The organism is Pseudomonas artemisiae (assembly GCF_057128685.1).
In genome coordinates, this window is the sequence record NZ_JBSKHS010000014.1 from 84,079 (window position 1) to 103,167 (window position 19,089).

Annotated in this window: 16 protein-coding genes and 2 tRNA genes; 6 read left to right on the plus strand and 12 right to left on the minus strand. The window is 61.7% G+C overall.

What is annotated here, in order from left to right; all coding sequences use genetic code 11:
• The first annotated feature begins 153 nt into the window (after positions 1–153).
• The 4 genes from ACWKV4_RS16345 to ACWKV4_RS16360 all read left to right on the plus strand — a co-directional run bounded on the left by ACWKV4_RS16345 (position 154) and on the right by ACWKV4_RS16360 (position 3,238).
• Positions 154–240: transfer RNA gene (locus ACWKV4_RS16345), tRNA-Leu, on the plus strand.
• A 179-nt stretch (positions 241–419) separates the two neighbouring features.
• Positions 420–506 (plus strand) — tRNA-Leu (locus ACWKV4_RS16350).
• 143 nt (positions 507–649) lie between these two features.
• Positions 650–1,660, plus strand: coding sequence for an extracellular solute-binding protein (locus ACWKV4_RS16355; protein ID WP_483833142.1), 1,011 nt, complete (start codon positions 650–652; stop codon positions 1,658–1,660).
• A 30-nt stretch (positions 1,661–1,690) separates the two neighbouring features.
• Positions 1,691–3,238, plus strand: coding sequence for an ABC transporter permease (locus tag ACWKV4_RS16360; protein WP_483833159.1), 1,548 nt, complete (start codon positions 1,691–1,693; stop codon positions 3,236–3,238).
• A gap of 78 nt (positions 3,239–3,316) precedes the next feature.
• Here the strand turns inward: ACWKV4_RS16360 and ACWKV4_RS16365 are convergent, their stop codons facing one another.
• The 11 genes from ACWKV4_RS16365 to ACWKV4_RS16415 form a co-directional block, all read right to left on the minus strand.
• A complete protein-coding gene (locus tag ACWKV4_RS16365) occupies positions 3,317–4,609 on the minus strand; it encodes an adenylosuccinate synthase (RefSeq protein WP_483833143.1) in 1,293 nt (430 codons plus the stop codon).
• Positions 4,610–4,661: 52 nt separating this feature from the next.
• Positions 4,662–5,849, minus strand: a complete 1,188-nt coding sequence (locus tag ACWKV4_RS16370) for an ATP phosphoribosyltransferase regulatory subunit (protein WP_483833144.1) — start codon at positions 5,847–5,849, stop codon at positions 4,662–4,664.
• A gap of 278 nt (positions 5,850–6,127) precedes the next feature.
• The gene (hflC, locus tag ACWKV4_RS16375; protein WP_483833145.1) at positions 6,128–6,997 is read right to left on the minus strand and encodes a protease modulator HflC; all 870 of its coding nucleotides are present in this window, start codon (positions 6,995–6,997) and stop codon (positions 6,128–6,130) included.
• Positions 6,997–8,154 (minus strand): FtsH protease activity modulator HflK, encoded by a 1,158-nt coding sequence (hflK, locus tag ACWKV4_RS16380; protein WP_483833146.1) that lies wholly within the window; start codon positions 8,152–8,154, stop codon positions 6,997–6,999. The genes hflC and hflK overlap by 1 nt, the downstream gene beginning before the upstream one ends.
• Before the next feature lie 96 nt (positions 8,155–8,250).
• Positions 8,251–9,552 (minus strand): ribosome rescue GTPase HflX, encoded by a 1,302-nt coding sequence (gene hflX, locus ACWKV4_RS16385; protein WP_483833147.1) that lies wholly within the window; start codon positions 9,550–9,552, stop codon positions 8,251–8,253.
• 12 nt (positions 9,553–9,564) lie between these two features.
• Positions 9,565–9,825, minus strand: coding sequence for an RNA chaperone Hfq (gene hfq, locus ACWKV4_RS16390; RefSeq protein ID WP_483833148.1), 261 nt, complete (start codon positions 9,823–9,825; stop codon positions 9,565–9,567).
• Between the two features lie 86 nt (positions 9,826–9,911).
• Positions 9,912–10,883 carry a tRNA (adenosine(37)-N6)-dimethylallyltransferase MiaA gene (gene miaA, locus ACWKV4_RS16395; protein WP_483833149.1) on the minus strand — a complete coding sequence of 324 codons (972 nt, stop codon included), beginning with the start codon at positions 10,881–10,883 and terminating at the stop codon, positions 9,912–9,914.
• Between the two features lies 1 nt (position 10,884).
• Entirely contained in the window at positions 10,885–12,804 is a 1,920-nt protein-coding gene (gene mutL, locus ACWKV4_RS16400; protein WP_483833160.1) for a DNA mismatch repair endonuclease MutL, read from the minus strand.
• Positions 12,804–14,213: an N-acetylmuramoyl-L-alanine amidase gene (locus ACWKV4_RS16405; protein ID WP_483833150.1), complete on the minus strand. Its 1,410-nt coding sequence runs from the start codon at positions 14,211–14,213 to the stop codon at positions 12,804–12,806. Before ACWKV4_RS16405 ends, mutL begins: the two co-directional genes overlap by 1 nt.
• Before the next feature lie 15 nt (positions 14,214–14,228).
• Positions 14,229–14,699: a tRNA (adenosine(37)-N6)-threonylcarbamoyltransferase complex ATPase subunit type 1 TsaE gene (gene tsaE / locus ACWKV4_RS16410; protein ID WP_483833151.1), complete on the minus strand. Its 471-nt coding sequence runs from the start codon at positions 14,697–14,699 to the stop codon at positions 14,229–14,231.
• Positions 14,687–16,183 carry an NAD(P)H-hydrate dehydratase gene (locus ACWKV4_RS16415; RefSeq protein WP_483833152.1) on the minus strand — a complete coding sequence of 499 codons (1,497 nt, stop codon included), beginning with the start codon at positions 16,181–16,183 and terminating at the stop codon, positions 14,687–14,689. The genes tsaE and ACWKV4_RS16415 overlap by 13 nt, the downstream gene beginning before the upstream one ends.
• 65 nt (positions 16,184–16,248) lie before the next feature.
• Between ACWKV4_RS16415 and queG the strand changes: the two genes are divergently transcribed.
• Positions 16,249–17,316: a tRNA epoxyqueuosine(34) reductase QueG gene (gene queG / locus ACWKV4_RS16420; RefSeq protein ID WP_483833153.1), complete on the plus strand. Its 1,068-nt coding sequence runs from the start codon at positions 16,249–16,251 to the stop codon at positions 17,314–17,316.
• Positions 17,317–17,319: 3 nt separating this feature from the next.
• Here queG and orn read toward each other — a convergent pair whose 3' ends face one another.
• Complete coding sequence (gene orn, locus ACWKV4_RS16425) at positions 17,320–17,862, minus strand: oligoribonuclease (RefSeq protein ID WP_483833154.1); 543 nt, start codon at positions 17,860–17,862, stop codon at positions 17,320–17,322.
• Between the two features lie 116 nt (positions 17,863–17,978).
• Between orn and rsgA the strand changes: the two genes are divergently transcribed.
• A complete protein-coding gene (gene rsgA, locus ACWKV4_RS16430; RefSeq protein ID WP_483833155.1) occupies positions 17,979–19,010 on the plus strand; it encodes a small ribosomal subunit biogenesis GTPase RsgA in 1,032 nt (343 codons plus the stop codon).
• Positions 19,011–19,089 lie beyond the last annotated feature (79 nt).

A 19,089-nucleotide genomic window follows, 5' to 3' on the forward strand; every position in this document is an offset into this window, starting at 1 on the left:
TTTGGCATACCCCTGTTAAAACGGGAAATTCCGGCGGCATATGCCTGCGTGCTGGCCGTGACCATGGGCCATAAACATTTTTGCGGTCAGGGGTTTACACTGCAATACAGCGCCCGTATAGTGCGCGCCATCGACGACGCAAGTGGTCGATTTGCCCAGATGGTGAAATTGGTAGACACGCCAGCTTCAGGTGTTGGTGGCCTTACGGCCGTGGAAGTTCGAGTCTTCTTCTGGGCACCATCTTCAAACGCGAGACTACATTAGTCCTCGACGTTCCAAAAGCCCGCGAAAGTGGGCTTTTGCGTTTTCAGGCTAAATACCGATCATGCCAGCGGCCCCATTCTTTTTTTCAGAGGGGCTTTACACCCTATAATGACCACCGTATAGTGCGCGCCATCGAAGGCGACAGTCTTCGATATGCCCAGGTGGTGAAATTGGTAGACACGCCAGCTTCAGGTGTTGGTGGCTTTACGGCCGTGGAAGTTCGAGTCTTCTCCTGGGCACCAAATTCAAGCATATGCTGCAAACAGCCCACTCAGCGTGGGCTTTTTTGTGTCTAACTGAAACGTACTGACAACGAAATCCAGCCGCATTCGAGAACCGATCTCCTTTATACTTGGCCACTTTGTATTTTAGGAGATACGCCCGGATGTCAGTGCGAATTGCCCTCCTGCGCCTGTGCGCTTTGCCCGCCTTGACCGTAGCCCTGCTCATCGGCAATGCCCATGGCGCTGATGCGCCTTCGCTTACCTTGTACAACGGTCAACATAAAGAGCTTGGCGAAGCCGTGGCAAAGGCCTTCGAAGCTTCCACCGGCATCCATGTAAATATCCGCAAGGGCAGCAGCAATCAGTTGGCCAATCAGATCATGGAAGAAGGCGATCGCTCCCCTGCTGACGTGATCTACAGCGAGGAATCGCCACCGCTCAACGCGCTGGGCGAAAAAGGCTTCTTGGCGGCTACCGACAAAAGCACCCTCGACGTGCTCCCCTCTGAATACGTTGCCAAGGATGGTACCTGGGTAGGTATCACCGCGCGGGTGCGAGTAGTTGCCTATAACCCCAAGCTGATAGCGGAAAAAGACCTCCCTGCTTCGGTCATGGACTTCGCCAACCCGGAGTGGAACGGCAAGATAGGCTTTGTACCTACCAGCGGCGCTTTTCAGGAGCAAGCCGTTGCCGTGCTGCGGCTCAAGGGCGAGGAAGCAGCCGAGGAATGGCTGACTGGCCTGAAGGCCTATGGCAAAACCTACGCTAACAACATGGTTGCCATCCGGGCCGTAGAGAAAGGCGATATCGCTGCCGTACTGGTGAACAACTACTACTGGTATGCCCTCAAGCGTGAAAAGGGCGAGCTGCAATCGAAGCTGTACTACTTCAAGAACAAAGACCCGGGCGCTCTGGTGAGCATCTCCAGCGCGGCGGTGGTCAAGGCAACCAAACACCCTCAACAGGCCCAGCAACTGCTGGCCTGGATGACCAGCGAAGAAGGCCAGCGGGTGATTACCCAAGCCCAGGCCGAATACCCGCTGCGCAAGGGCATGGTGTCCGACCAGGGCCTGAAGCCATTCAGTGAACTGGAAGCACCGGACATTACCCCCGCGGACATCGGCAACGCCGACGAAGCACTGCAAATGCAGCGTGACGTTGGGCTCAACTAAATGACTACGCAGGTTCAGGTCGTACCAGCCATGGTGCCCTCGGTCAAGCGGGTGGCTGGCAAGCGGCCTTCCGCCTGGCTAGTCGCGCCCGTGCTGTTGCTTGTGGCCATGAGCCTGCTGCCGTTGGCATACGTCAGCATCCGAACCGCCGAAGCCGGCTGGCACGATGTGAGCCGCTTGCTGTTGCGGCCTTATGTTTACAGCCTGCTTGCCAACACGCTTATCCTCCTGGCAGGCGTCACGATCGCTTGCGCGGTGATGGGTACCCTGCTGGCCTGGTTGTTGGAGCGCACCAATTTGTGGGGCCGACGCGCCTGGGGCGTAGCCCTTTGTCTGCCGTTCGCCGTGCCTTCGTTCGTTTCCAGCTTCACTTGGATATCCTTGAGCTCCAGCTTCGAAGGCCTGGGCGGCGCCGTCCTGGTGATGAGCCTGTCCAAGTACCCGCTAGTGTTCCTGCCAGTGGCCGCTACCCTGCGCGGCCTTGATCATTCCCTGGAAGAATCAGCGCGTTTGCTGGGCGCTAGCCGCAGTCGCCTGTTCTTCTCGGTAACCCTTCCTCTGCTATGGCCTGCCATCCTCGCGGGCAGCCTGCTCATTGCCCTGCACATGCTTGTGGAGTTCGGCGCGCTATCCATCCTTAATGTACGCACCTTTACCACCGCCATCTATCAGCAGTTCGAACTGGAGTTCAGCAACGCCAACGCGGCGATGCTGTCGGCCGTATTGCTGGTGCTGTGCCTGGGCTTTCTGTGGCTTGAGCTCAAGGCGCGGGGCCGCGCGCGCCACGTGCGCACTGGCCAGGGCGTCGCCCGGCGCGCCGCGCCCCTGCGCCTACCTACCTGGGCAATATTGGCGGGCCAGGCCTTTTGCGTGGCTTTGGCGGTACTAGGCAGCGGCGTGCCGCTGGTGATGCTGGGTTACTGGCTCGTTAAAGGCAGTTCCGCAGCCTTCCCACTGGCTGAGATCGGCCAGGCGCTGATGTCGTCTCTGGGGCTGTCACTGGCCGGTGCCGCCGTGGCGCTGCTGTTTGCGTTGCCGGTAGGCCTACTGGTGGTGCGCTATCGGGGGCCATTGGCAATCTGGGCCGAACGGCTGCCGTATCTGCTACATGCACTGCCTGGCTTGGTGATCGCGCTGACCCTGGTGTACTTCGCCCTTCATTATGTACCAGCGCTCTATCAAACCACGGGCTTGCTAATTCTGGCCTATGCCCTACTGTTCCTGCCGCTGGCCCAGGGCCCGGTGCGCACAGCGCTGACTAAGGCCGCGCCACAACTCGAAGAAGCTGCACGCACCTTGGGGGCCACGGCGTTCCTGGCCTTCTGCAAGGTGACTCTGCCGATCATCTTCCCGGCACTGGCGGCCGCCTTTGCCCTGGTATTCCTGGACGCGATGAAAGAACTCACCGCCACGCTGCTCCTTAGCCCCACAGGCACTACCACCCTGGCCACGGAAATATGGTCCCATACCGCCAATATGGAGTTCGCCGCGGCCGCGCCCTTTGCGGCATTGCTGATTCTGGTATCCGGGTTGCCCGTGTACTTGCTCACCACCCGGATGTACCTGAACCGTCGCTAGCAGCGAGCGTCTTGCAGGCTGCGCTATTTCACAAATGACAAAGGGCCCTCTTGGGGCCCTTTGTGCAACAACAGCGAGTTACGCGAACGGGTGGCGCAATACGATGGTTTCGTTGCGGTCAGGGCCCGTCGAAATAATGTCGATCGGCGCGCCCACCAGCTCTTCCACCCGCTTGATATACGCCTGAGCATTGGCGGGAAGCGCCTCAAGGCTCTTGGCCCCTAGGGTGGATTCGCTCCAGCCCGGCATCTCTTCATAAATCGGCTGCAGGCCCAGGTAGCTATCGGCATCCGTAGGCGCGTCGATCACAGCGCCATGCTCGTTCTTGTAGCCCACGCAGATGTTTATGGTTTCCAGGCCGTCCAGTACGTCCAGCTTGGTCAGGCACAGGCCCGAAATGCTGTTTACATCGATGGCACGGCGCAGAATCACGGCATCGAACCAGCCACAGCGGCGCGCGCGGCCGGTGGTGGCGCCGAACTCATGACCACGCTTGGCCAGGAAGGCACCTACGTCATCGAACAGCTCGGTAGGGAACGGGCCAGAACCCACACGCGTGGTATAGGCCTTGGTGATCCCCAGAATGTAATCCAGGTACATCGGCCCCACGCCCGACCCGGTGGCAATGCCGCCAGCCGTAGTGTTGGAGCTAGTGACGTAAGGGTAGGTCCCATGGTCGATGTCCAGCAAAGAACCTTGGGCCCCTTCGAACATGATGTCTTTGCCAGCACGACGCAAGTCATGCAACTCGGCAGTGACGTCCAGCATCATCGGCTTGAGCAGCTCAGCGTAGCTCATGCACTCGTCCAGGGTTTTCTGGAAGTCGATGGCAGGCTCTTTGTAGTAATTGACCAGCACGAAGTTGTGGTAATCCAGCAACTCGCCCAGTTTGGCAGCGAAGCGTTCGCGGTGGAACAGATCCCCTACACGCAGGCCACGACGCGCGACTTTGTCTTCGTACGCCGGGCCGATGCCGCGACCGGTGGTGCCGATCTTGAGCTCACCACGGGCTTTCTCACGCGCCTGGTCCAGCGCTACATGATAGGAAAGGATCAGCGGGCACGCTGGGCTGATGCGCAGGCGCTCACGCACCGGCACGCCTTTTTCTTCCAACTTGATGATTTCGCGCATCAAGGCATCAGGCGCAACCACCACACCGTTGCCAATCAGGCACTGTACGCCAGCGCGCAGGACGCCGGACGGGATCAGGTGCAACACGGTTTTCTCGCCGTCGATCACCAGCGTGTGGCCGGCGTTATGGCCGCCTTGGTAACGAACCACCGCGGCAGCATGTTCGGTGAGCAGATCGACGATCTTGCCTTTGCCCTCATCACCCCATTGGGTGCCCAGGACGACGACATTCTTACCCATAACACTTGTCCTCATTGGCGCAAACTTGGTACCGGCCACGGCCGGCGTGAACTCAGGAAACCAGGGCCGCTACTTGCCAACGGCCGTTTTGCAGAATCAGTTGACGGTCGCAGCCTGCTTCCAGCGCAGGGGCCCCAGCCTGGCCAGGTAGCGCCTGTACCACGCGTTGGCCTTCACTGCGCAGCCGTTGCGCGGCCTGCCATAAGGCAGCGTCTGGGCTATCGGGCATCCAGATACCTCCCACAGGCAGCTTAACCTCGGCGCGGCCCAGGGTAACCAGGGTCTTGAGGTCGGTAGAAAAACCGGTAGCCGGGCGAGCACGGCCGAAGTCGGCGCCGAAATCATCATAGCGGCCGCCCTGGGCGATGGACTGCCCTTCGCCCGGCACGAAAGCGGCGAACACTACGCCTGTGTGGTAGTGATAGCCGCGCAGTTCGCCCAGGTCAAAGTACAGTGGCAAACCAGGGAAGCGGGCCGCCAGACGCTCGGCCAGTTCCAGCAGTTCATCCAGTGCGGCCAACACTTGCGCCGGCGCACCTCCGAGAATTTCCCGCGCCTGACCCAACACCGAACGGTCTCCAGACAGGTTCACCAAGGCTCGCAACATGCGCGCCGGCGTTGCGGGCAAATGAGCGGTCAGCTCGAATACCTCATCGGTGGCCTTGCGCTGCAAGGCGTCGAACAGCCGTTGCTCGGTATCACCCGACAAGCCCGCCGCTTGCGCCAGCCCTCGGTAGATGCCCACATGGCCCAAGTCCATATGCACGTCCGGCACCTGCCACAGCTCCAGCATGGCCAGCATCAGGCTGATCACTTCCAGGTCGCTGGCGATGCTGGCATCGCCGTACAACTCGGCCCCTAGTTGAATAGGGCTACGGGACGTCGACAGCGCCCGCGGATTGGCGTGCAGCACGCTACCGGCGTAGCACAGGCGGCTTGGGCCTTCACGGCGCAAGGAGTGGGCGTCGATACGTGCTACCTGGGGAGTGATGTCAGCCCTGAAGCCCATCTGCCGCCCGGATAATGGGTCTACTACTTTGAAGGTGCGCAGGTCCAGGTCCTGGGAGGCACCTACCAATAAGGACTCCAGGTATTCGATATGTGGGGTTACCACGAACTCGTAGCCCCAGCTCTGGAATAGATCCAGTACCTGGCGGCGCGCTACTTCGATACGCGCGGCCTCAGGTGGCAGTACTTCCTCGATACCATCTGGCAAAAGCCAGCGGTCTACCGTTGCCATTACCCCATCCCCTTCGTTACAGGCGGCAAGCCGGTGCTGGCTCGCCTTAGAGTGAAGCAGATACTGCCGCGCAGGCGCGTGGACCATAGCGCGGTCGCGCCACGGGGCAATACCCTCGTACACCATAGAGCCTGCCGGTCAAGAACCCTGCAGACGCAAAAAAGCCGGGAATTTCCCGGCTGCCGCATGATACACAGGTTTGGCCCCAGGATCACCCCGCTGGGCAATGAGCCGCCCAGTGGGGTGCCGATGATCCAGTTCAGGCCCCAAAGGCCTAGTTATGGCTTAGTGCGCTCCATGAAGCGGAAAAACTCACTGCTTGGGTCTAGCACCAGCACGTCTTCCTTGCTGGAAAACCCTTGCTTGTAGGCCTGAAGGCTGCGATAGAACGCATAGAACTCAGGATCTTGACCATAAGCCTTGGCGTAGATACCTGCCGCCGTGGCGTCGCCATCTCCTCGTACTTCCTCGGACTCGCGATAGGCTTCAGCCAGCAGTACACGACGCTGACGGTCGGCGTCGGCACGTATGCCTTCTGCCAGCTCGTTACCCTTGGCACGGTGCTCGCGGGCTTCGCGTTCCCGCTCGGTGCTCATACGCTCGAACACACTGCGATTGACTTCCTTCGGCAGGTCGATGGCCTTGACGCGGACGTCCACCACCTCGATACCCAGTTCCTGGTCAGCCATGCGGTTGAGCGAGGCGGTGATATCCGCCATCAGAGCATCACGCTCACCAGACACCACCTCATGCAGGGTACGCTTGCCGAACTGGTCTCGAAGGCCAGATTCAAGTCGGCGCGCCAGTCGCTCGTCTGCCGTGGCCTTCATACCCGCGGTAGCGGTGTAGAAACGGTCGGCGTCCTTCACCCGCCATTTGGCGTAGGCGTCCACCATCACGGCCTTTTTTTCAAGGGTGAGGAAGCGCTGGGTCGGGGCGTCCAAGGTCATCAGGCGCGCATCGAAACGACGCACCTGGTTCATATAGGGCACCTTCATGTGAAGCCCGGGCTGTACGTCGGCTTCCACGACACGGCCAAAGCGCAGCAAAACTGCCCGCTCGGTTTGAGACACGATATAGAAGCTGTTCCACAGCCCTATCACCACCACGACCCCGGCGATAAGCGCGATTACGGATCTATTGCTCATCAGCGGCTCTCCCTCGTACGCAATTCCCGCTGCTGCTGTTGCAGGTCGCCAGCGCTACGGCCAGCGGAGTCCGACGGCGGTGCCGTGGATGGCTGCTGAGGCACGGGGGTGCGGCCTTTGTCCATGAGTTTGTCCAACGGCAGGTAGAGCATGTTGTTTTGCCCCTTGCCCGATACCAGCACTTTGCTGGTATTGCTGTACACCTCTTGCATGGTTTCGAGGTACAGACGCTCACGTGTGACGTCCGGCGCCTTGCGGTACTCGGTCAGCAACTTGACGAAGCGGTCCGCCTCACCCTTGGCGCGGGAAACGACTTCGTCCCGGTACCCATTGGCATCCTCAATGATGCGTTGCGCCTGACCCCGGGCCTCGGGCACCACGCCGTTGGCGTAGGTCTCGGCCTGATTGCGGGCACGCTGCTCGTCTTCACGGGCGCGAATCACATCGTCGAAGGCTTCCTGAACCTCGCGTGGCGCGGCAGCGCTCTGTACGTTCACCTGGGTGACGCTGATACCCGTACGGTAGGTATCCAGGAAGCGCTGCAGGCGCTCCTTGATTTCACCGGCCATCTGCACCCGGCCCTCGGTCAGCACCTGGTCCATGGCGGTGGAGCCCACCACATGGCGCAAGGCGCTATCGGTGGCATGCTGCAGGCTGATTTCAGGCTGGTCGACGTTAAGTACGAAGTCCCGCAGGTTGACGATCTTGTATTGGACGGTCAGCGGCACCTCGACGATGTTCTCATCCTCGGTAAGCATTTGCCCTTGCTTGCTGTAGGCACGTTCACGCGTCACGTTCTCGAGGTACTTGCGATCGAAGGGCGGGAAGTAGATGTTCAGGCCCGGCCCTACGGTTTCATAGTATTTACCGAACCGAAGCACAACTGCCTGCTCTTGTTCGTCTACTACATAAACCGCGCTATACAGCCAGATAGCCGCCAGCACGGCCAGGCCAATGCCCAGCAGGCCCAGGCCACCGCCTTTGGAGCCCGTAGGCTCGCCACCTCGACGCTTACCGCCACCGAACAACCCGTTCAGGCTCTCTTGCAGCTTGCGGAAGGCTTCGTCCAGATCCGGCGGGCCCTTGCGATCGCCGCCACGACGGCCGCCCCAAGGGTCCTGGTTGTTCGAGTTGCCACCCGGCTCATTCCAAGCCATAGCGCTCTCCATCAGATAAAGCTAAGACGCACCCACGGCGCGTCGGCCAATGCTACAGAATGCCGGCCCTCCCGACCAAATCAACACGAAGGGCTTTTATTGCAAAGTGTGTTCCTGGATGAATTCCGCCGGCTTCAAGCCTTCGCGGCTAACCAAGCGGTTAAGCTCCACCCTAGGGATGCGGACATCCAGCAAGCTGGCGCCACCCTCGTCGTAAACCTCGCCCTGCACCGCCCCCGCCCCGAAGAACTGCGCACGCAGGCGCCCGAGGGCTTGAGGCAAGCGAAGCGTGGCCACGAACAGGTCTTCACCCAGTAGCTCCGCGACCGCCTGGCCCACCAGCTCAAGGCCCAGGCCTTCGCGGGCCGATACCCATACGCGCTGCGGCTTGCCATCTTCGCCACGCTGGATGTGTGGCTCTACCGCGTCGAGCAGGTCGACCTTGTTGTACACCTCCAGAATCGGCAAGCCCTGGGCGCCGATTTCGGTCAACACCGCCATGACCTGCTCCACTTGAGCCATGCGTTCTGGCTCGTGGGCATCGATTACATGCAGCAGCAGGTCAGAGTTGGCGGACTCTTCTAGGGTAGCGCGGAAGGCTTCCACCAGCTTGTGGGGCAAATGGCGGATGAACCCTACGGTATCGGCAAGCACGATCGGGCCGATATCGGCCAGTTCGAGGCGCCTCAGGGTGGGGTCCAGGGTAGCGAAGAGCTGGTCTGCGGCGTACACGTCAGACTGGGTGATTGCATTGAACAAGGTGGACTTGCCAGCGTTGGTGTAACCCACCAGCGACACGGAAGGGATATCGGCACGCCTACGCCCGCGCCGTGCTTGCTCACGCTGACTGCGCACTTTCTCAAGGCGGGCCTTGATCTGCCGCAGACGCACCCGCAACAGGCGCCGGTCGGTTTCGAGCTGGGTTTCACCCGGCCCACGTAGGCCGATACCACCCTTTTGCCGCTCAAGGTGAGTCCAGCCTCGAACAAGACGTGTACTCATGTGTTCGAGCTGGGCGAGCTCCACCTGCAGCTTGCCTTCATGGGTACGCGCGCGCTGGGCAAAGATATCCAGAATCAGCCCGGTGCGGTCCAACACGCGGCACTCGAACGCACGCTCGAGGTTGCGCTCTTGGCTGGGCGTAAGGGTGTGATTGAAAATCACCAGGTCAACTTCACCGGCCTTGACCTGCTCGCGCAGCTCGTCGACCTTGCCCGTACCAATCAGGTACTTGGCCGTGGGCTGATGCCGCGAAACGCTTACGAACCCAACGGTTTCAGCACCGGCGGAATTGGCCAGCTCCTGAAACTCCTGCGGGTCTTCGCGCGCCTCAGGGTCTTGTCCATCCAGATGAACGAGAATGGCCCGTTCACCACCACCGTGGCGCTCAAAGAACAAAGGCAGCTCCTATCAGGCGTTTCCAGGCTCGGCGTCGGCGTGCTCGGCATCACCGGCGCTAGGCAGGCGAATGGGGCGCACAGGAACGACGGTAGAGATAGCGTGCTTGTAGACCATCTGGCTGACAGTGTTCTTCAGCAGGATGACGAATTGGTCAAAGGACTCGATAGTACCTTGCAGCTTGATGCCGTTGACGAGATAGATCGAAACCCCCACTTTTTCTTTACGTAAGGTATTCAAGTAAGGGTCTTGTAGCGAATGCCCTTTTGACATGTGCCGCACTCCTTTAAGGACTATAAAAAAAACTGCAAAAATGATGGCTACCCGCCTTCCACCAAGGATAGACGGCAACGCAAGACTCAGCTCAATATGGAGATCGAACCCAGGTATTTCAAGGACTGCGTCAAGTTGTCGCGAGCAAGGCTGTCGAGCCAGTGCAAATTGCTCCAACTTCTTAACCAAGTAGATTGCCGCTTGGCCAACTGACGGGTCGCGATGATGCCTCGTTCTTTCATTTCGCTGACGCTCAAGGCGCCGTCGAGATGTTCCCATACTTGCCGATAGCCCACCGCCCGCATGGATGGCAGGTCTGCGTGCAAGTCCCCTCGGTCGCGCAATGCTCTGACCTCATCCACGAAGCCCTGTTCAAGCATTTGCTCGAAGCGCAGGGCTATGCGCTCGTGTAAGACGGACCGCTGCGCTGGCGCGATGGCTAGGCTGGCCACAGTATAGGGTAATTGCGGGCCGCCCGATGCGCCTGGCACACCCTTTTGCACATTTTGCAACTGGCGCAGTTCGGTCATGCTTTGGCCGCTGACCCGGTACACCTCCAAGGCCCGCATGATGCGCTGAGGGTCATTGGGGTGAATGCGCGCGGCAGACACCGGATCGACACGGGCCAATTCAGCATGCAGGGCTTGCAACCCCTCCTCGACCGCCTGGGTCTCCAAGGCCTCGCGCAAGGCGGCATCGGCGCTGGGCATTTCGGCCAGGCCCTCGACCAAGGCCTTGAAATAGAGCATGGTGCCGCCTACCAACAGCGGTATGCGGCCACGGGCCGTGATGTCGGCCATGGCACTGAGTGCGTCACGGCGAAAGTCCGCCGCCGAATAACGCTCGATGGGGTCGAGAATATCCACCAACCGATGTGGGTATTCAGCCAGCAAAGCCTTGGACGGCTTGGCCGTACCGATGTCCATGCCCTTGTAGACCAAGGCCGAGTCCACGCTGATCAGTTCGCAGGGCAGTGCTCGGGTCAATGCCATGGCCAGGTCGGTTTTGCCGGAAGCCGTGGGCCCCATCAGAAAGATGGCAGGGGGTAACGCGGCCATGCTAGCGCCCTCGCAGGAAAAGCCGATCCAGCTCGTCCACGCCCAGTTGGGTCCAGGTGGGGCGACCATGGTTGCACTGGCCACTGCGCTCGGTGGTTTCCATGTCCCGCAATAACGCGTTCATTTCAGCCACCGCCAGGCGCCGATTGGCACGCACCGCACCGTGGCACGCCATAGTGCCGAGCAGTTCGTTCAGGTGCGCTTGAATACGGTCGCTGGTGCCGTACTCCATCAGGTCGGCTAGCACATCGGCTACCAGGCGATTCGCTTCGGCTTGCTTGAGCAAGGCCGGGATCTGCCGGATTGCGAGCGTTTCAGGCCCAAGACGCTGTAGCTCGAACCCAAGCCGGGAGAACCAGGCCGCATGCTCTTCGGCGCAGTCTGCCTCGCGTTGGCTCAATGCTAGAGATTCCGGGACCAAGAGTGGTTGGCCACTCAGGCCCTCGCTGGCCATGGCCAGCTTAAGGCGTTCATACATGATGCGCTCGTGGGCCGCGTGCATATCGACCAACACCAGCCCGTGGGCGTTTTCGGCCAGGATGTAAATCCCTTTGAGTTGCGCCAAGGCAAACCCCAGCGGCGGAATTTCATCTTGGGTTGCTGGCAAGGCCGGCGCGGCTTCGGTAGCAGTGGGCAGGGGCGCGAAAAACGCCTGGTACACACCACTGGCTTCGGCCAAGGGCACGGCCTGCGGGCGGCGCTCGGGCCCCGCCCAGGCGCCATGGTTACCGCCACCGCCACTGCTGCTGCCCTGGGTGGCGGACAGTGGCGGAGTGTACCGCGGCTGCAAGGTTGTGGCGCGCGCCGCCAGGGGCATCTCGCCCTGTGGGCCGAACTCGCCAGCTTCAGGCCCGGAGGGGCGCACGATCGCGGCAGTGGCGGCAGGCGCGGCGGCCAGTTGATCTTCCGGCCGCACCTGCGCCAAGGCGCGGTGCAGGGTGCCATAGAGGAAATCATGGACCATGCGCCCATCGCGGAAGCGCACCTCATGCTTGGTGGGATGCACGTTCACATCCACCATGGCCGGGTCTACTTCCAGAAACAACACAAAGGTGGGATGACGGCCATTGAACAGTACGTCACGGTAGGCCTGGCGCACCGCATGAGCGACCAGCTTGTCGCGCACTGCCCGGCCATTGACGAAGAAGTACTGCATATCCGCCTGACTACGCGAAAAGGTAGGTAAACCGACCCACCCCCATAAACGCAGGCCGCTGCGCTCTACCTCGATAGGCATCGCCTGCTCCAGGAAACCTGGGCCGCAAATGGCGCCTACCCGCCGAGCGCGCATGGCCTCGTCGGGCGCTTCGTGCAACGTGAGCACGCTTTTACCGTTGTGGCGCAGGTGAAAGGCCACATCGAAGCGAGCCAGCGCCAGGCGGCGGATCACTTCCTGCAGGTGATCGAATTCGGTTTTTTCGCTTTTTAGGAACTTGCGCCGCGCCGGGGTATTGAAAAACAGATCGCGCACTTCCACCGAAGTACCCACCGGGTGGGCAGCAGGCTGCACCCTAGGGGCCATGTCCCGACCTTCGGTTTCAACCTGCCAGGCCTGTTCGGCATCGATGGTGCGGGACGTAAGCAGCAGCCGCGCCACCGAACTGATGGAGGCCAGCGCCTCACCGCGAAAGCCCAGGCTCATTACCCGCTCCAGGTCTTCCAAGTCGCGGATCTTGCTGGTGGCGTGGCGAGCCAGGGCCAGGGGCAAGTCATCGGAGGCGATGCCTGAGCCGTCATCGCGCACCTTCAGCAGCTTGACGCCACCCTGCTCCACGTCCACGTCGATCCGCTTGGCGCCGGAGTCCAGGCTGTTTTCCAGCAGCTCCTTGATCACCGAGGCAGGCCGCTCGACCACCTCCCCGGCGGCAATCTGGTTCGCCAGCCGTGGCGTGAGCAGCTCGATGCGCCCGGGCGCCGCCATCATTGGGCAGCCACGGCAGCGGACGGGATGACCAGCAACTGGCCGATCTTCAAGTCGTCGCCGCTCAGGTCATTGGCGCTGCGCAAGGCGCTGACCGACACCTGGTAACGGGTTGCAATCATTGGGAGGGTCTCGCCGCTGCGCACGGTGTGCTCGCTTTCGGCCCGGGCCAGCTTGCCTGAGTCACGCAGCCAAGCGATATAGGTGCCTGGCGGTGGGTTCTGTTCGAAGAACTGTTTCACCCCTGCACGTATGGAGCGGGCCAAGGCTTGTTGATGGGACGCCGAACGCAGCTTGCTGGATTCGCCGGAATTGGAAATAAAGCCGGTTTCCACCAGGATCGACGGAATGTCCGGGGATTTGAGTACCATGAACGCCGCCTGTTCTACCCGGTTCTTGTGCAAGGTAGTCACTTGGCCAATGTTGCTCAGCACCTTTTGCCCAACGTTGAGGCTGGAGCTGAGGGAGGCGGTCATGGACAGGTCCAGCAGCACCCCGGCCAGCATCCGGTCTTTATCGTCCAGGCTCACGTTACCGGCACCACCAATCAGGTCGGAACGGTTTTCGCTGTCAGCCAGCCAGCGGGCGGTTTCGGAGGTAGCGCCGCGCTCCGACAGCGCAAACACCGAAGCGCCGTAGGCCGCTGAAGAGGGCGCGGCGTCCGCATGAATGGACACGAACAGGTCGGCACCCTTCTTGCGGGCGATCTCCGTGCGCTGGCGCAGCGGGATGAAGTAGTCCCCGGTGCGGGTCAGTTCAGCGCGAAAGCCCTTCTCTTGGTTGATCTGCCGTTGCAACTCACGGGCGATTGCCAGTACCACGTCTTTTTCGTGCTCCCCACGGGAGCCTGAGGCGCCGGGGTCTTCACCACCGTGGCCGGCGTCGATGGCAATGATGATGTCGCGCTTGCCATTGGGCACCGGGGTCAGCTTGATCTCAGGCTTGGCCGGGGTCACGGGCACCGCGGGCGTCGTGGCAATAGTCGGCGGCAAGGGCACGGGTTCGGCGTCCGAAGGCTGGTCATACAGGTCGACCACCAGGCGGTTGCCGTACTGCTGGTTAGGCGCCAGCGTAAAGCTCTTGGGCGTAAGGGCTTTTTTCAAGTCCACCACGACCCGCAGGTCCGTCGGTGTACGTTGCGCCGTGCGTACACTGGTAATGGGTGTATTGGCGGTGGACACCTTCAGGGGGCTGTCCAGTGTTGCGCCATTGATGTCAATGACCAGCCGGTCCGGTGCCGTTAGCGTGAATACGCTGTGCTCTACCGGACCTGACAGGTCGAAGACCAGGCGCGTGTTATCCGGGGCCCGCCACAAGCGCATGCTTTTGACCTGTGTGACCGCCATGGCGTCGACCGCAAAGGCCGTAAGCCAGAGTCCCACGACTGCGACCAGCGCGCGAATGCGCATACGTTCCCCACCCCTTCATCTATAAACAGGCGCCAATGCGCCCAACCACGATTCACCACGGGAGCTGCCAGCGCTCATATCGAGACGGCGCCCTTGCTCTTGGGCGCTTATGGTAATGGTCAGGTCAGGCTTTGGCAAAACGCCCTGGCCCTTGGCCGGCCATTCCACCAAGCACAGTGCATTGTCGTCGAAGTAATCCCGAATACCCATGAATTCAAGCTCTTCGGGATCGGCCAGGCGGTAGAGGTCAAAGTGATACAGCGTGGTGCCGTCCAGCTCATAAGGTTCCACGAGGGTGAAGGTAGGGCTTTTGACAGCGCCGGCATGCCCAAAGCCGCGAACGACCCCCCGTGAAAGAGTGGTTTTGCCAGCGCCCAGGTCCCCTTCAAGAAACAAGGTTCCACGGCCATCGGTAGCGCCGGCAAGCTTGGCCCCTAACGCGGTCATAGCCGCTTCATCGGCGATGAACAGGCTCAGGCTGCGCATGGGGCTACCTCCTCGAGCAACTGACGAATGGAAGGAATCAGATCAACGGCAGCCAGGCCCCGCCCTTGGGCGCCTTGAAGCTCACCGGCCCGAGCGTGCAGCCATACGCCCAGGCATGCGGCGTCGAAGGGCGCCATGTGTTGGGCCAGCAAGGCGCCGATCAGCCCAGACAGTACGTCCCCTAACCCCGCAGTAGCCATGGCGGGGTGGCCACGGTCACACAAGGCAAGCTCGCCCTCAGGCGTGGCGATCAGGCTACCCGCCCCCTTGAGCACGCAGACACACTGGTAACGCTGGGCCAACGCCCTGACTGCCGCGGGCCGGTCCGCTTGGACTTGCGCGGTGCTGATGCCCAGCAAGCGTGCCGCCTCGCCGGGGTGCGGGGTAATCACGGCCTGCGCTGGCAGGGTCACTACACCTTTGGCCAGCAGGTTCAGGGCATCGGCATCCCACACTTGTGGCAGGTTGTGGCTGGCGGCAGCCGATAACAGGCCACGAGCCCAGGCCGACGTACCCATGCCAGGCCCCACTACCAGCACAGACGCGGCTTCTATCAGGGGCAGCACTTGGTTGGCGGACGCCACGGCGGCTGTCATCACCTCGGGCAGGCGGCTCAAGGCCGGAGCCAGGTGCATGTCTCGGGTGGCCAGCGACACCATGCCCGCGCCACTGCGCAGGGCGGCTTCGGCCGCCATGATGGCGGCGCCACCGGTACCGCGCTCACCGCCAATGACCAGCACGCGGCCGAACTGCCCCTTGTGGGCGGTAGGTTGGCGGGGCGCGGGCAAGGGCAACCGGCCAGGCCCGAGCAGGCGGGCTTCGGTGGCCGCTTGGGCGAGGATGGCCGGTGCGGCTTGCAAGGCATCGAACACCAGTGCGCCCACATAGGCCGGGGCCTCTCCGGTGAACAAACCCAGCTTGAGGCCAATAAAGGTCACGGTGACCTGGGCCTTTACCGCCTCGCCCAACACATGGCCGGTATCCGCGCTCAAGCCAGAAGGAATATCCACGGCCAATACGCCCAGGCCGCTGCCATTGATAGCGTTGATCGCCTGGCGATAGGCACCGGTGACTTCGCGAGTCAGGCCGGTACCGAACAGGGCATCGACCAGCACGCCCTGCAATGGCTCGCCCTGCTCCCAGGGGCGGCAGTGAACGCCTGCCTGCCGTGCCTCGGCGAAGGCGGCGGCGGCGTCCCCGCGAAGCTGGGCAGGGTCGGCCAAGGTATAGACCCGTACCTGCCAGCCCGCATGCTGGGCCAGGGCCGCGATCAGAAACCCATCGGCGGCGTTATTACCCCCCCCCGCAAAGACAGTGACGGCTTTCGCGTCCGGCCAGCGCGAGCGTAGCGCCTGCCAGCAGGCCGCCGAGGCGCGGCCCATCAGTTCGAGCCCAGGCGTGCCCGCGGCAATCAGCTGAGCATCGAGCTGGCGGACCTGGGCGGCGGAGTACAGTACGTCGGGTAGAGCAGTAAGAGGCGCCATCATTCAACCATTGGCCTGGATGTCTGGCAGAATTATACCCATTCACGCTTTGGTTTCCTTCTTACATGCCCACCGCCACCCTCGACCTTGCAGAACTCGCCACGTCCATCAAGGCCTGGGGCCGCGAACTGGGCTTCCAGCAAGTGGGCATCAGTGGCCTGTCGCTGGGCGAGCATGAGGGCCACCTGCAGCGTTGGCTGGAGGCGGGCCACCATGGCGAAATGGACTATATGGCCGCCCATGGCAGCAAGCGCTGGCGGCCAGACGAACTGGTACCCGGCACGCTGCGGGTGGTTTCGGTGCGCATGGATTACCTGCCCGGCGACACGCGCATGGCCGAACGCCTGGCCCAGCCGCAAACCGCTTATATTTCCCGGTACGCCTTGGGCCGGGACTATCACAAGGTGGTGCGCAAGCGCTTGCAGCAACTGGCCGAGCGCATTGGCGCGGTTATTGGCCCCTTCGGCTATCGGGCTTTTGTAGACAGCGCGCCGGTACTGGAGAAAGCCATCGCCCAGCAGGCGGGGCTAGGCTGGATCGGCAAAAACACCTTGGTGTTGAACCGCAAGGCAGGCAGTTACTTCTTCCTTGGCGAACTGTTCGTCGACCTGCCGCTGCCTGAGGACGCCCCCTATGACAGCGAACATTGCGGCCGCTGCCAGGCCTGCCTGAACATTTGCCCCACCAATGCCTTCGTCGGGCCTTACCAGCTCAATGCCCGGCGCTGCATTTCGTACCTGACCATCGAATATAAAGGCTCGATTCCCGAAGACCTGCGCCCGCTGATCGGTAATCGGGTGTTCGGTTGTGACGACTGCCAGTTGGTCTGCCCTTGGAACCGCTTCGCCCGCCCTACCGCTGAAACAGACTTCACCCCCCGACACGGCCTGGATAACAGCGAACTGGCAGTGCTGTTCCGCTGGGACGAAGAGCAGTTTCTGGCGCACACGGAAGGCTCACCGCTGCGGCGGGCAGGTTTTGAACGCTGGCTGCGCAACCTGGCCGTGGGGCTTGGCAATGCCCCCACCACCATTGCCGTGGTCGAGGCATTAAAAGCCCGCCGTGCTCACTCGTCCCCACTGGTGCGCGAGCATGTGGAGTGGGCCCTTACCCGTCATGGCGAGGGGGCCTAAGCCTCACACCTTGAGGAAATGCTGGCGGTAGTGCTGCAACTCGGCAATGGAATCGCGGATGTCGTCCAGGGCCAGGTGGCTACCGCCTTTCTTCAGGCTGTCACGCACCTCGGGGGCCCACAGCCCTGCCAAAATCTTCACGGTAGAGACGTCCAGGTTGCGGTAATGGAAGTAACCTTCCAAGGCGGGCATATGGCGATACAGGAAGCGGCGATCCTGGCAAATGCTGTTGCCGCAGATAGGCGATTTGCCCTTGGGTACCCATTGCTCCAGAAACGCCAGGGTTTCCCGCTCGGCGTCGGCCATGCTCAAGGTGCTCTGGCGCACGCGCTCAGTTAGCCCGGAGCCGCCGTGCTGGCGGGTGTTCCATTCGTCCATGCGCGCCAGAACATCATCGCTATGGTGAATGGCGATCACCGGGCCTTCGGCCAGGGTATTGAGGTTGCTGTCTGTAACGATGGTCGCCATTTCGATGATGACGTCGGTGTCCGGGTCCAGCCCGGTCATTTCCAGGTCGATCCAGATCAGGTTAGTGGGGTTGAGCATTGCGGTCTCCTCGACAAGACTGCGCAGTGTAGCTTACCGGCGCATGCTAGACTCGCGCCTCGACCCTGGGCCGCTGTCGCGCGCCTACCTATCGGTCCCCTCTTTTCGGTACTTTCATGGCCAAACGCCAGCTTAACCGTCGCCAGGCCTGGCGCATCGACAAAATTCAGAACGAACGCGCCGAGCGCGCGGCCAAGCGCGACTCCCTTGCGCTGGACGCCCTTGAGGGCGGCGACCTGGGCCCAGAAGAAACCGGCCTGGTTATCGCGCACTATGGCGTGCAGGTAGAAGTAGAAGCCCAGCAAGGCGAACGCGTCGGCCAGGTGTTCCGCTGCCACCTAAGGGCCAACCTGCCTGCGATGGTCACCGGCGACCAAGTAGTCTGGCGCGCTGGCAATCAGGGCATTGGCGTGATCGTGGCGCAGTTGCCACGCAGTACCGAACTCTGCCGCCCGGATCATCGCGGCCAGCTTAAACCCGTGGCGGCCAACGTAGACCTGATCGTGATCGTGTTCGCGCCGGCACCCGAGCCCCATGCCAACCTGATCGATCGCTACCTGGTGGCGGCGGAACACGCCGGGATTCACCCCTTGTTGCTGCTGAACAAGGCCGACCTGATCAGCCCGGACAACGAAGCCGCCCTGAACGACCTGCTGGCGGTCTATCGCCAGTTGGGCTACCCGCTGCTGGAAGTCTCTGCCCATGAAGGCGACGGCATGCAGCAGCTAAAGGAACGGCTCAAAGGCCACACCAGCGTGTTCGTGGGCCAGTCGGGCGTGGGCAAATCGTCCCTGGTCAACCGCCTGCTACCTGCGGCAGAGGCTCGCGTGGGCGCATTGTCGGATTGGTCTGGCCAGGGCCAGCACACCACCACTACGGCCAAGCTGTTCCACTTCCCCGATGGCGGTGACTTAATCGACTCCCCAGGCATCCGTGAGTTTGGCCTGGTACACGTCAGCCGAGACGACGTAGAGGCGGGCTTTATCGAATTCGACGGCCTGCTGGGCCATTGCCGCTTCCGCGACTGCAAACATGACCGCGAGCCGGGCTGCGCTCTGCTGCAAGCACTGGACCACGGTCGTATCCACCCCCAGCGTATGCACAGCTACCGGGCAATCCTCGCCAGCTTGCCGGAAGAGCGGTACTAACCTGAACTGCGCCCCAAAACCTGGACAGTGATCGTTAAGCCGTTTGAGCCTGGGCCCTGTACGCTACAGGGCTTAGGTC